This window comes from Phycisphaerae bacterium (genome assembly GCA_019636475.1).
GTDB lineage: Bacteria > Planctomycetota > Phycisphaerae > UBA1845 > UTPLA1 > JADJRI01.
Map to the genome: position 1 here is coordinate 444,029 of JAHBXN010000004.1, position 13,244 is coordinate 457,272.

The 13,244-nt window shown below is 59.0% G+C and carries 11 protein-coding genes; 2 read left to right on the forward strand and 9 right to left on the reverse strand.

The features are described 5' to 3' along the window. Positions 1–326: 326 nt before the first annotated feature. The 5 genes from KF841_09185 to KF841_09205 all read right to left on the reverse strand — a co-directional run bounded on the left by KF841_09185 (position 327) and on the right by KF841_09205 (position 5,900). Positions 327–1,769: a hypothetical protein gene (locus KF841_09185; protein ID MBX3395529.1), complete on the reverse strand. Its 1,443-nt coding sequence runs from the start codon at positions 1,767–1,769 to the stop codon at positions 327–329. Then, positions 1,766–2,368, reverse strand: coding sequence for a hypothetical protein (locus tag KF841_09190; GenBank protein ID MBX3395530.1), 603 nt, complete (start codon positions 2,366–2,368; stop codon positions 1,766–1,768). Before KF841_09190 ends, KF841_09185 begins: the two co-directional genes overlap by 4 nt. 58 nt (positions 2,369–2,426) lie before the next feature. Next, positions 2,427–2,921, reverse strand: a complete 495-nt coding sequence (locus tag KF841_09195) for a sigma-70 family RNA polymerase sigma factor (protein ID MBX3395531.1) — start codon at positions 2,919–2,921, stop codon at positions 2,427–2,429. A 451-nt stretch (positions 2,922–3,372) separates the two neighbouring features. After that, positions 3,373–4,743, reverse strand: a complete 1,371-nt coding sequence (locus KF841_09200) for a sigma-54-dependent Fis family transcriptional regulator (protein MBX3395532.1) — start codon at positions 4,741–4,743, stop codon at positions 3,373–3,375. After that, a complete protein-coding gene (locus KF841_09205) occupies positions 4,740–5,900 on the reverse strand; it encodes a hypothetical protein (GenBank protein ID MBX3395533.1) in 1,161 nt (386 codons plus the stop codon). The genes KF841_09200 and KF841_09205 overlap by 4 nt, the downstream gene beginning before the upstream one ends. 651 nt (positions 5,901–6,551) lie before the next feature. Here KF841_09205 and KF841_09210 point away from each other — a divergent pair. Together KF841_09210 and KF841_09215 are read left to right on the forward strand one after the other, a co-directional pair. Continuing rightward, positions 6,552–7,022: a CBS domain-containing protein gene (locus KF841_09210; GenBank protein ID MBX3395534.1), complete on the forward strand. Its 471-nt coding sequence runs from the start codon at positions 6,552–6,554 to the stop codon at positions 7,020–7,022. Positions 7,023–7,066: 44 nt separating this feature from the next. Then, the gene (locus tag KF841_09215; GenBank protein ID MBX3395535.1) at positions 7,067–7,417 is read left to right on the forward strand and encodes a hypothetical protein; all 351 of its coding nucleotides are present in this window, start codon (positions 7,067–7,069) and stop codon (positions 7,415–7,417) included. 94 nt (positions 7,418–7,511) lie between these two features. Here the strand turns inward: KF841_09215 and KF841_09220 are convergent, their stop codons facing one another. The 4 genes from KF841_09220 to sppA all read right to left on the reverse strand — a co-directional run bounded on the left by KF841_09220 (position 7,512) and on the right by sppA (position 13,044). Next, positions 7,512–8,159 carry a hypothetical protein gene (locus KF841_09220; protein MBX3395536.1) on the reverse strand — a complete coding sequence of 216 codons (648 nt, stop codon included), beginning with the start codon at positions 8,157–8,159 and terminating at the stop codon, positions 7,512–7,514. Between the two features lie 90 nt (positions 8,160–8,249). Further along, the gene (locus KF841_09225) at positions 8,250–10,364 is read right to left on the reverse strand and encodes a thioredoxin domain-containing protein (protein ID MBX3395537.1); all 2,115 of its coding nucleotides are present in this window, start codon (positions 10,362–10,364) and stop codon (positions 8,250–8,252) included. A 179-nt stretch (positions 10,365–10,543) separates the two neighbouring features. Next, a complete protein-coding gene (locus KF841_09230; GenBank protein ID MBX3395538.1) occupies positions 10,544–11,029 on the reverse strand; it encodes a hypothetical protein in 486 nt (161 codons plus the stop codon). 167 nt (positions 11,030–11,196) lie between these two features. Continuing rightward, positions 11,197–13,044, reverse strand: coding sequence for a signal peptide peptidase SppA (gene sppA, locus KF841_09235; GenBank protein MBX3395539.1), 1,848 nt, complete (start codon positions 13,042–13,044; stop codon positions 11,197–11,199). Positions 13,045–13,244: the final 200 nt, after the last annotated feature.

Consider the following 13,244-nt stretch of genomic DNA (forward strand, 5'->3'; position numbering starts at 1 on the left):
CGTGTAATGGATTGATACTTCGATTAAAGAACCGCTCGTTGTTCGGCCTCCGGTCTGGTGGACGGAGGTCATAGGCGAGGAGTGGTTCGGCATCGAAAGCCGCGACACTCTCGCCGTGTGGTCGCGGGATGGGCCGATCGAACACACCGGGCTTTCTGTTCCTTTCGCCGGTGCGACGGCATGACGCGTCTTGGGCACTTCGGACGTCACGGACGGCGTTCCGGAGTCGCCATCGTAATAAAAGCCACCGGCGGCAAGGAAGCTCCGGTGGCTTTTTTTGTTGTCGAACTGTGCGATGACGGGTCGATGGCGAACGAGCCGAGCCGCTACTGCCGCGCCGGTTTGGTACTCTGCTGATCCGGGGTCGCCTTGGATTCATCGGAGCCGGCCGGTGAATGACCGATCCAGCCCTCGCGCAGTTCGTTCGGCCAATTTTCGCTGATTGGGCGAATCTTCCCGGCTTTCCAGATGACGACTTCGGGATTCGCGGGCGCGGATCCCGGATCGACGAGCCACACTTCCGAGTTGTCGCGCCATGTCGGGAGGGATTTCACGTCGGCCTGGGGATTGACACTCGGAAGAAGGAGTTGCGTTTCAGCGGTGGCCATGTTGTAGATGGCGACCTGACCATGCTCGCAGGGAATGAGCACGCGGGATTCATCAGGGCTGACTTCAAACCAGCCGATGGCCGCGTTGATGGGCGCGTCGAAGTCCCTCGCCAGCACCCGGGACAGTCCTGCGGCAACCCGTGGATCCACCGCGAAAATCGACCATTGCCGGGGCATGTCATGCTGGGTGGCCGGGAGCGTCATTTCAACGGAGACAAAGAGCAGACGTCCGTCGCGCAGCCATTTGACGCACGCCATCGGGTTGTACAGAAGTCCGGCACGGTCTATTTGTTCGGTCCATTCCTTGAGCAGTTCGCCTTGATCGTTGCGAACACGAATTGTTGCCAGGGAGCCGAGTTGGAGCACGGCTTCCGACTCCTTGCGTCTGACAGACGAACGAACGTACGCGAGATGCCGGCCGTCGGGACTCCAGTCGAGTCCCGACGCGACCTGAATCGCGACCGGTCTGGGCGTTCCGGCCTCCAGTCCGACAATCTGCAATGCGCGTCCGGTCATCTCCTCGGCTCCACTCCAGTAATCCATGTTGAATGCGACGAATTGATCGTCAGGCGAGGACGCCGGGCAGGAAATCTCATCGAGCGAGTTGACAAGCCTTCTGCGGAAGGTGAGTTGATCGCCGTCTCGCTTGTACAGGTCGAGTCGGCAGACGTTGGGTTTAATTTCAGTCAGTGACTTCCATTTGTCACCAAGCTTTTCCCGCATTCCCTCGGGGTCCTTGTCCCGGATATAGACGAGTACCGCTGCGAGGAGTCCGCCGGGAGTGTCCTGATTCGGCGTCATTTCAAAGTGATCCCAATCGCCCTCATGAGCCAGAATCCTCGGCTTTACGACCTGTGCCGTTTCGATGACGTGCTGTTTCTGGGCGTCGGTGAGTACGGCGGAGACCTCTTCCCACGTGTTTACCGTGATCTGGCTTACGATAAGAAGCCCACTGCCGTCGCGGCACCAGGTGGCGCGGAGGGCATGAATTCCGGCTCGGCCGGGCAACGGGCGTCCATTCGCATCGATGAGGAAGACGCCACGGTCGGAGACGACCGCGCCGGTCCTTCCGTCAGCGGTCCATACAATTCGTTTTTCGGGAACACAGCCCGCGATAAACCCAACACAAAGCGCGATTAGCACCAGGCGAGATGCTTTCATAGTGATTCTCCAATCTGTGGCGGATCGAGTGGTCCGGTCCACCTGACCTTCAGGCTTGATTTGCCTCCTGACGCGGAGGGAGTCCGCGGCAATTCGCGGATGTGCCAGAACCCTTTTTTCGATTCCGGCGCGACGAACACGTTGCCACCGACGTCGAGATTCGTACTCCGGACCAGGTGCGTGCGGCTCGATCCGGTCCCGGTCAAGTCACGAACCGTCGGCCAGTATCCGAAGCTTGCGGCCATTGCAATTGCTGCGGCCGCCGCAAAGCCGATCCACTGCCGCGGTTGATGGACCGACGGTCCGCAGGAGTGGTCAGACCCGGTCAGCCGCGGTACCTGCGGCGAATCATCGTGATCCGCCGCCGGGTGAACCCGGCCGAGGAACTTCGGGGGCGGCAGGCCTTGTTCATGGCTTGCGGTCTGATCGGTCATGACGATTCGCGTTTCCGCAAGTGTCCTGGAGATTTCGGATGCCAATGTAAAGGCATCGGCGTCAGCGACGAGATACGCATCGAGCAGTGCAGATGCGTCCTGGTTCAACTCCCCCAGTTCGTTGTCAATCACGAGTCTTTCAAGCGATTCTCGATTCAATGCCATTTCGTCAACCCTCGGAGGCCGGCTGGACTGCTGGAGCCGGTCGCTGAAAATCACGGCGTCAACGTGTCGCGGACAAATCCGCCAACTCGGACTTCAGGCGATTGACCGCGAGGTGTATCCTCGACCGCACTGTGCCGATCGGAAGCTGTAATGCCGCAGCCGTTTCGGCGTATGAAAGCCCCTCGGTCAGCCGCATTCTCAAGACGTCGCGTTGTCCGTCGGGAAGCCGATTGATTGCTGCGCGAATTGTCTCGAGACGGGGATCTCCCGCCATCGGCCGGACATCAGGCCAGTCCTGGTCAAGTCCGTGACTTGGCCAACGTGCCCGGCGGCGATGTTCGGCACGCAGCAGATTCGCCGCAATTCCATAGAGCCATGCGGAGGCCGACCGGGCCGCGAGAAGCGGTTCAGGATTCTGCGTCGCCACGAGGAACACCTGCTGCAACAACTCGTCCGCGACATGGGCATCGGCGACACGTCTTCTCAGGAAGCGAAGCAGTCGCGGCCCTTCGCGGTAATAGAGCTCTTCGAGGTGCGTCGGGGCGTGCTCCATGTGCTCTCTACCTTGATTGTGTCAAGAAGCGAGATGAAAGTTCGCGCAATTCTTGTTTTTTTGTCGGGAAGCGGACGGTTCTCAGCGGGCTCTAATACGTCGCTTCGAATGCGCATTCAAAGGCATAACAATATCGCCCGCCATCGCGAAAGTGGCACATTGAGCGATTCGGCGGCAGCACACATGGCGGTCGCATGGTCGAGGGCCGAAGAATTCGTGTTGTCCCTGTTCGCCAGGTCATCAAGGGCGGCGCGTGTACGCGGAGGCCGGGGAGCCGAATTGCCTTGATTTCCGGGAGCTGCCGCCGGCCTCGCGGGCGTTGGGAAGCGTGCTTGTCGGCCGGTCCGTCGCCGCCAGGACGCAGTTGTTGGTTCCGCAATGGCGTTACGCCGCACGTTCCGAGCCCCGGGCTCCGGGATTTTCAGTGGCTGCTCATGAAGCAGTATCGCGATCAGGGAAGCAGGCCGTAGCGCTCCATGCGATACCTTAATTGATCGCGGGAGAGGTGGAGCAGCTTTGCCGCCTTGGTCTGGTTGTTTCCAGTTTCGGAAAGCGCCTTGCGGACAAATTGTTCCTCGATGGTGTGAAGGTCGATGCCATCTGGCGGGATTTCGATCGGGAAGGCCGACGACAATGGCTGGCCATTGCCGGTGCTGCCGAGCACGATGTCATCACACTGTATTGAGCCGTGTTTCGACAGAAGGATCGCGCGTTCCATGGCGTTTCGGAGTTCCCGAACGTTTCCGGGCCAACTGTAATCGCGCAGCTTCTGAATCGCGGTGGGAGACAATACCCGGTGGCCTTTGCGAAACTCCCTGGCGAAGAGGTCGACGTAGTATTCGGCGATCAGCTGGATGTCCTCGCCGCGCTCGCGCAGCGGCGGGAGGAAGATCGGAATGATGTTCAGTCGATAGAACAGATCCTCGCGGAACTTTCCCTCTCCGATGAGGACTTCAATTTCGCGATTGGTAGCGGCGACGATTCGAACATCCACTTCAATGTCCTGGACACCGCCGACGCGCCGGAAGGTCTTTTCCTCAAGGAATCGAAGCAGCTTGGCCTGAAGCTGCGGCGGCATGTCGCCAACTTCATCGAGGAAAACCGTCCCGCCGGCAGCGAGTTCGAGCAGGCCTTTCTTCATGGATTTGGCATCCGTGAAGGCGCCGCGTTCGTGGCCGAACAACTCGCTTTCGAGAAGGGTTTCGCTGATGGCGGTGCAGGTGATGTTCATGAACGGGCGGTTTGCGCGGTCGGAATTGTAGTGGATGGCTTTGGCGATCAAGTCTTTTCCGGTGCCGCTTTCGCCGCGCAGAAAAATGGTGCTTGCCCCGCTGCGTGCCACATCGCGAACGAGTTCAAACAGCTCCTGCATGGGCGCACATTTGCCGAGAATGCGGTCGAATCCGAACTTCTCCCGCATCTGGGCGCGGAAATCCCGCACTTCCCGCTTCAGGCGTGTGGTTTCGAGTGCTTTGTTGACGGTCATCATCAGCGCGTCCATTTTGAACGGCTTGCTGACGTAATCGTAGGCGCCCAGTCGCATCGCTTCGACAGCATCCTCGATGTTGCTGTAGGCCGTCATGATGAGCACGACGATGTCCTCATCCTGCTCGCGAATCTTTCGCAGGACGGCCAGACCGGTCATGTCCGGGAGCTTGTAGTCCAGCATGACCAGGTCGAATTGGGCTTGATTGAGTTTTTCAAGTCCTGCCATCCCGGTTTCGGCATCATCGACGATGAAACCTTCATCATGGAACTGCTGACGGAGTGACCAGCGGATGAGCTTCTCGTCTTCGATAATCAGAATGCGTGGCTTGCTCATGTTCGACTCGGTAATTCGACGGTGACTCGGGTTCCTCGACCAACCTCGCTTTCGATCCGGAGCGTCCCGCCGTGGAGTTCGACAATTCGCTTGCAGATCGGCAGACCGAGACCGGTCCCTTTGGCCTTGGTGGTGAAGAAAGGCTCGAAAACGCGAGCCAATACCGGTTTTGGAATTCCGATACCGTTGTCTTCAACCACGATCAGGGCTCTGTCAGCGGTTCTTTGCAATTTGCAGGCCACGATGCCGCCCGACGAGTCGCACGCGTGGGCCGCGTTGAGCAGCAAGTTATAGACGACCTGATCGATCTGCATTTCATCAACGTCACCGATAATGTCTGAATCCAGCCCGTGGCAGATCAAATTCACGGCGCGGAATGAAGGCTCCTCCCGAAAAAGGAGCATGACGCGCTCGACCAGCTTGCCAAGATTGACCGGCAACTTGGTTGGCGCCCGCGGGCGGGCATAAATCAGCAGGTCTTTGACGGCAGAATCCAGTCGATCGATCTGCCTCAGCACCTCGAGAATGACCTCGCGGTGGGGGTGGCCGTCGTCGAGAGATGAGCCGAGAACCTGAATCGCCCCGCTGATGCCGGCGAGGGGATTCTTGATTTCGTGAGCCAATGAAGCGGCGAGTTGTCCGATGGTGGCGAGATGCTCCGATTCGCTTAGTTTCTGCTCGTATGCCTGGTGCTCCACCTCGCGCATGAGGCTGAGGAGGTGGTTGCTGTAGGTTTCGTTCATGATTGCCAGCTCGAGGTCGAGCAGCTTATGAACCGCGGCTATGCGGGCAGCAAGATCCGGCAAATCGAGTCGCGACAAGCGATTCGTGAGATCGAGTCGCAGCACGGACATCGCTGTAAACATGAAAACCTGCGGCAGTTTTACACGAACGTGGGTGCGGCCGATGGCAGTTCGGTGGTTGAAGTAGTCCATGTCGTATTGGCCGCAGAAGAGGTCATTGAGCCAGTCGTTAAGGGAGATTCTCAGATTCGCGGTCTGGCTGGCCGTCGCGTCCAGGACCGACTTCGCTCGCGGGTCTCGATTCAGCACCTCGTAGAAATGGTCGACAATTTCCGCGAGAAACGGACGCATCGGCGCCTGCAGTTCGTGAAGGAGCTGGGCATCGGTGTCGGAAAATCCAACATACCTCTTCATTTCTGAGAAAAATTCCGCAGGCATGCCTGGAGTATAGCCGCGAAGGGTTTGCAAGATGAGTCCGAATTCATGAATCGCCATCGCGGGCTCCACGAGCGGAGGGGCACTGTTCTTCAAGTGCGAGCGCCTGATGCTGGTTTCTGATCGTACAGGGTCGACCTTGCCGTGCGGCTAGCTCGCGATGCGCTGAGAGATGCCCCGACCTTCAGGAACCACCCGGGGGACATCAATCACGTTTTTTCTCGCGTTTCCATGCGAGCGGCAGGGTCGGCATCGGCACCGCCTCGGGACATTGCGCACCGGAATTCCGGCGAGATTGAGCAAGTTGAATGCCTGAATCGAACGACCTGGATTCTGAACGAGCCTGAGCCTCAAGCGAACCGAGGGCCCGGCTGTGCCAACGGACCCCCGAAGCCCTGTGTGACCGCGCTGGCTTTCTGCCGCGGAAACCTGCCGTCAGAAGGAAGTCAACCTGGGCTGACATCCCCGCTGGCACCGACATTGCCCGTGCTATAAATCAGAAGAGAGTCGGTCGCCGTTCGGCGCGCAGTTACTCATTCATGTTCGACCGGACGGTGGGATCGTCGGTATCGGCCGCGAAGGCGTAATTTGAAGGATTTGCAGCCCATGAATTGAAAGTGAGCGTGGATCTTGATCGTCGCCGAATTTATGACGCCGGAACCGTTCGTCGTTCACGAGAGTGAGCCGCTTCGCCGAATTATCGAGTCGTTCTGCGGTCACGGAGTTTTTCAGATTCCCGTGACAGATCAATCGAATCGGCTGGTGGGAATCATATCGGATCGGGATGTCTGCGCGGCGATGGCTCGCGATTCGGACGAAGCAATGACGCTACTGGTGGCGGATATCATGACGCCGTCGCCGGTGACCGTTACGCCTTCGACTCCGCTCGAGGATGCAGTCGAGATTCTTTGTCAGGCGCGGTTCGGTGCGTTGCCCGTGGTTGTCGGGGAGCACGTCGTGGGCATGATCACGGCTCGCCACCTGCTCAAGAAGCTGCTGGAGGTTTTGCAGGCGTGCAGCGAACACCCCCGCACGTTTGCGAATTCTTACACATTTGAATCAATGGCGTCGGGCGTGAAATCTGATCGCGTGCCGGGCTGACGCCCGGGGTCCATGAGTGCGGCGGTCTGTATGGGAGATTGACGATGACAATCGATTTGCTTGCCATTGAGTCCCGCTTGAGAAATTCGCTGTGTCCCAAGTGCGTCCGATTTACCCGCAATCATGGATGCAGTCTGCCGAAGGATCGGATGTGTTCGGTCTTCAAGAATATCGGGGACCTGGTCACGATTGTGCGGAGTACGCACGCGCGACAGATTGAGCCTTACGCCACGGTGCTTCGAGAGCAAGTCTGTGCGGCGTGCCACTACGAAGACGGGCACGGGAACTGTCCGTGTCGAATCGATCTTGATTGCGCACTGGACGTCTATTATCCGCTCATCGTCGATACGATCGAGCAGGAACTGATCAAGCAGGGCGCGCTGCCGCCTGAGTAAGGCATCCTGCGGCGGATGTTTTGGGCGTGTCCCGGGTGCGGGAAGCGGCGAATGCCGATCGCAAGGCCGAACGACCGGGAGTGCGACGGCCTTTTCACTTCAAATTGCCGGTTTCCGGGCGGACCAGCAGTTTCTGGACGAGCAGGAAATTCACTCCGCGATATTCCGTTATCTCACCGCTGACGATAAAGACGACCGGCTTTGTACCATTCTCCGAGTACATTTCCATGTCTTCGAGCAATCGATTCGGCAGCAGTCTGATCGGTCGCTCCGGCGCGCCCTGCCCGCGGCTTTCAAATGAATAGACCCATTGCTCGCCTTCGCGGGACATTCTTCCGGGCCGATCGACGAGTCGCGTACCGTCCGGCAGCAGTTTCGATTCGGGCGGGGAGATCGCATTTCCCGGAGGTGTGTCGATCGGTCTTGGGCGCTCCCCCTCGACGCCGGGCCTGACGACTGCCTTTGCGTCTCGACGCGAGGCCTCCTGGAGTTGGCGCAGAATTTCCGTGGCCGACGGTTCGCGGCGCGGTTCGGGATCGGCACCTGATGCGGGTTTCGTGGTGGGAGGTTTCTTGGCGCTGGAACCGGTTTCGGATGCGGGAGCGCTGCTCGGCTGGTCCTGCGGGTCATCGGCAAGAGCGCGATCGATCATGATCGCCGAGGCGGCGAACAGGAGCGCGGCGATCAGGACGGGGCCCAGTCTGCTCGACGTGGAAAACGGTCTATTCGCATGGATGCTCATGGCGAGTTCCTCCTTGCTATCGCTTGCAACAGTATTTGCGTTCTTTGGCCGCGACGCAACAGGTTGATGCGGGTAGGGGTTGTTCGGCCGTCATCCGGCCAATTCGTTGATCAGCGCTGCCTCGTCGGATATTGGCGATGCGCAGATGTAATCGCGGCAAACAAACGCCGTCGGTCTACCGTGCAGGGCGGTTCTGCGGTCCAGCAGGGGGATGTGGATCCCCGCGGTTGCGGCGGCCGGATCGGCTTCGAATCTGCCGGCGACCACCAGATTCGGCAAGTAGATGCGCCAGACCGCGTCAAGCATCCGATTTGCGGCGGTGTCGCGCGCGGGCGCCACGATGGCGACTTCCTTCGGGCGGCGATGGAGAAAATCCATGCCGCTGAGCATCCGCTCGGAGCTAAAGGGCGAGTTGACGAGCTTTCGCCCGAATGTTTGAGCCGTCCTGCGCGCTTCTTCGTCAAGGTCGCTTCGGCCAAGCAGAATCGAGAGACGCTGAAGGTTCAGAAACTGAACGGAACTTCCCGATGGAACTGCGTTGTCGATTGCGCTCCTCGATCGAATCAAAGTTTTCTCGGCGTCGTCGGCCGTGAAGAAGAAGCCCCCGCCGTCAGCGTCGCGGTAGTGTTCCATGACATGCCGGTTCAATCGCTCCGCTTCGTCGAGCCAGCGGATATCGAGGGTGGTTTCATAGAGGTTCAGGGATGCCTCGATCATGAATGCATAGTCATCGAGGTAGCCGAGGGTGTGGGTTCGTCCGTTGCGATAGTTGCGGAGCAAACGACCGTTTGGGTCGCGCATCCTTGTCAGGACGAAATCAGCGGCCCGGGCGGCCGCATCTTGATATCGCGTGTCTTCGAGGATTCGAGCGGCTTTCGCCATGGAGGCGATCATCAAACCATTCCAAGATGCCAGAATCTTGTCATCGAGATGGGGCTTGACGCGCGTCTCGCGCAGGTCGAAGAGCTTTTTGCGGGATGCCGTCAGACGTGTTTCAAGCTGTGAGGGTTCCAACCCGTGGGCCTTTGCGACCACCTCGATCGGCCGCGGCACGTTTGGGATGTTGTGCCCTTCCCAATTGCCTGACGGTGTGATGTCGTAGTAGTCGCAGAAGAGCGCGGATTCATTTTCTCCCAGCGCGCTCCGCACCTCGTCGAATGTCCAGATATAGAATTTCCCTTCGACACCCTCGCTGTCGGCATCGCGGGAGGAATAAAAACCGCCCTCGGGCCCCTGGAGATCGGCAATGACGTAATCGTGTATTTCGCGGGCGATCCGCGCGTATAGCGGCTTCCTGGTGAGCTGGTACGCTTTCTGGTAGATGTCCGAGACGAGCGCCTGATCGTAGAGCATCTTTTCAAAGTGGGGCACGAGCCAGTCGACGTCGGTCGAATAGCGGCATATGCCGCCGCCGATCTGATCGTAGATTCCGCCGTGGGCCATCTTGTCGAGTGTCAATTCAACCATTCGGAGCAATCCGGCCTTCGGCTCGCCTTGGTGGGTTGATGCATGGTAGGCTCGGAGCATGAGATCCATTGACATGGATGGGGGGAATTTGTTGGTCCCTCCGCCGCTAATGCCGCCCTGTACTGTGTCGAACGCGCGGGCAAAGACTTCCGCTGTGGAGGGAATGAGCGAGTAGGGGGGCAATTCATCTCCCGGCTCGACGACGGTGAGCGACTTGACCGCATCGGTCAGCGCGTCGGCCTGCTGGATGACTTTGTCGCGTTCCTCTCGCCAGACTCGTGCAAGGTAGCGCAGTACGTCTTCGAATCCGGGGCGGCCGTGGCTGCTCCGGGGCGGGAAGTACGTCCCCGCAAAGAACGGTCGCTGGTCGGGCGTGAGCCAGACCGACATGGGCCAGCCGCCGGAACGGGTAAAGACCTGCGTGGCCATCATGTAGATTTCGTCGAGGTCAGGTCGTTCTTCGCGATCCACTTTTATGCAGACGAAAAACTCATTCATCACGGCGGCGATCTGCTGGTTCTCGAAGCATTCGCGCTCCATGACGTGGCACCAATGGCAGGCGGAGTAGCCGATCGAAAGGAATATCGGTTTGTCCTCTTCGCGGGCGCGCTCGAGCGCCTCGGGGTCCCATTCGTACCAATCCACCGGGTTGTGCGCATGCTGGAGCAGGTACGGGCTTGTAGCGTGATTCAGCCTGTTCGGGCGCCGCTGCTCTGTGTCGCCGGCGTTTTGGGACATGATGGAACCTCCTGTGGATCGCGCGCTGGGCGGCGCGCCGTTTCGGCAACTGCGGCAGACCGCACCGTGAGAAATCATGCGGCCGCCTACGCTTGTCGTGCGAGACGGTCAAACGGAGCATTGATCACGCCTGACTATATTCGAACTCCCGGAGATCGACTTGGTGCGAATTTGCGAAATCAGAAATCGACATTGTGGACGGTGTCGCAGTTCCAACAGACTTCAAAGGTCGGTGGGTTTTCCTCGCCGCAGGCGGTGCATTTCCAATCGGAGCCTGATGTGTCCGGCTCGGGCGGCATTTCGCCGGTCGCGGCGAAGTGTTTCAGCCATCGTATCGCGTCGAAATAGCGGTTGCGTTCGACGGCAAGCTTTCCATTGATGCTCTGAGTTCGGCTCATCCCGAAGATTGATTCGGCGGGATTCTGAGCCGCCATGAACAGGATGCCGGCGCGGCGCATGATTTCATTCGTCCGGGCCGAGAGCGGCACTTCGCGGCCATCAAGAATGACGGCGGGGAAATCTCCGCGCGGTATATGCTGTTCCAGATCTATTTCGCGTCCGCATTCGGGGCATCGGTGTGATGGCAGGCCTTTAAGCGAATAGCCGCAGCCGATGCAATTCAGTCCAAGATCGGGAATTGGAAGTGCTGCCGGGTCGAACTCCATGCCGGAATTCTAGTCGAAAATCAGCGTTTGCGTTGATCGGAGCATGGCGCAAACAGGTTGGCCCGATTTCCGAGACGTTGCGCCTCGGAAACCGGGCCAGAGGGTGGAGTGGGGTTTCGTAAATCACAGGCGTGCGTCGGCCGTGCCTTACGACGCCTGCAATGCAATCAGCGAATTATCAAATTGCAGTGGGGGCCGATCAGCAGGACGCCCTCATTTGAGAGCAACTCCACCTGGGTCATGAACTTCTCCATGACCTGGGCTTTCTGAGGATCAATTGCCCGGACCGCATCCAGCATGGTCGCGACAGACGGCTGATGCTGCAGTTTCAAACCACCGGCCCGGGTCCTCATCATGAACTCGTCGTCCTTGCTTTCCCCTCCGAAGATCGCGCTGAAGACATCCATGAACGACTTGGGTCGTGGAAACACACGAAGCTCGTAATCGCTCACGTCGGCTGCGTCCGCAGCGTAACGAATGGCGTCCACCATGCCGCCCAGCTGATCGACCAGTCCGAGTTCAAGCGCCTGAGCGCCGGTGTAAACCCGGCCGCCGGCAAGACCTTCGATTTCCCCTTTAAGGCGGTCCTTGCGGCCTGCCAGAACCCGATTCTTGAAGTCGCCATAGACTCGATTCATCATGTTCATCATGACGGCGCGTTCCTGATCGTCCCAGGTCCGGTTGGAGTTCATGATGTCGCTGTGCGCGCCGCGCTTGTATTCGTGGCCGGTGACACCGACCCAGTCCCAGAGGCCCTTTGTGACCATCTTGCCGCCAACCACTCCGATGGAGCCGGTGATCGTGGCGGGCTCGGCGAAAATCTTGTCTGCGAGCGTGGACACGTAGTATCCGCCGCTTGCGGCGACATTGCCCATCGAGACGATGAAGGGGCGACCGGTCTTTTTGAATCTCGCGGCAGCCTCACACATGATGTCGCTGGCGAGCGCTGAGCCTCCGGGCGAGTCCACCCGAAGAACGAGTGCTTTGACGGTGTCATCGTCACAAGCTTCGGCAATCGCTTTGCGAACCGTGTCGGAGCCGGCGTTAGATGCGCCGCCAAAGAGACTCTCTTCCGATTTGCCGCTGGTGATGGCATTTTCGACGTAGACGACGGCGATCGCGGGCTTGGTCGACTTCGTCGGCAGTTTCATGAGATCGCCGAACAGCTTGAAGATCGCGAAGGGGTTGTTAAGGTCGATTTCCGGCGTCTTGGCGCCGCCATAGTTGGTGACCACCTTGGTATCGTCGCCGTAGCGGCTCTTGATCGCCTCGACGAAGTCCTCACGGTACATGAGTTTGTCAACAAGCTTTGCCTCGAGCGCCTCCTCGGAGCTGAGGATGCCCTTGTCAACCAGGGCTCTGACTTTCTCGGGGCTGATCTGGCGGCTCTTGGCGAGTTCCTCAATCCAGGTGCTGAAGATCGAGTCGAGCAGTTTGTTGGTCTGCGCTTCATCCTCCTTGCTCGGGCCGGTTCGATAGAACATTTCGCCGGCGGACTTGTAGTCGCCGCAATGCAGAATGTCAGCCTCGACGCCAATCTTCGTGAGCATGTTCTTGAAGTAGAGCGATTCGGCATAGAAGCCTGGAATGACCACTTCGCCTGCGGGGACCAGCACGACCTTACTGGCCGCGGAGGCGAGCATCAGGGTGCCGTTACCCAGGCCCTCGCTGAAGACCCAGACATCCTTGTCGGCAGCCCGCAGCGCCTCGAACTGGGAGCGAAGCTCCTGAATCTGGGCGAACCCAAGGGCGGCGTCGTCCAGATGGAAGATCAAGGCCTTGACCGCCTTGTCCATTCGAGCCTTGCGAAGCTTCTCGAGCAGATCGAACATGGTGTTCGGCGCCCGCTCACCGAGCAGGGCCGCCAGTCCGCTTGAATCCGGCTGTTCCGGCAATGGGCCCTTCAAATTGAACATGGCAATGATGTCGCCGTCTGCCGCGCGGGCCACGGAGGCGACCGGAATCGCCGCCGCCGCGACCGCGATGATGAGAAAACTTCGAAGTTTCTTAATCATGTCCTGTTTCTCCACTCACCTACAGGCAGCACCGTCGAATCATTCAATCGCGTCGGAATTCGTTCCGTCGACGATGAATTGATTGCCGCCTTGCCAATATTTGCACATAGTCGCCGATTCTCATGAATTGATCGGCTTACCTCACGCGAGGTTCCGGTTCGGACGTTTTTTGCACGATTTACCTAAAAAGCCCACGAAGC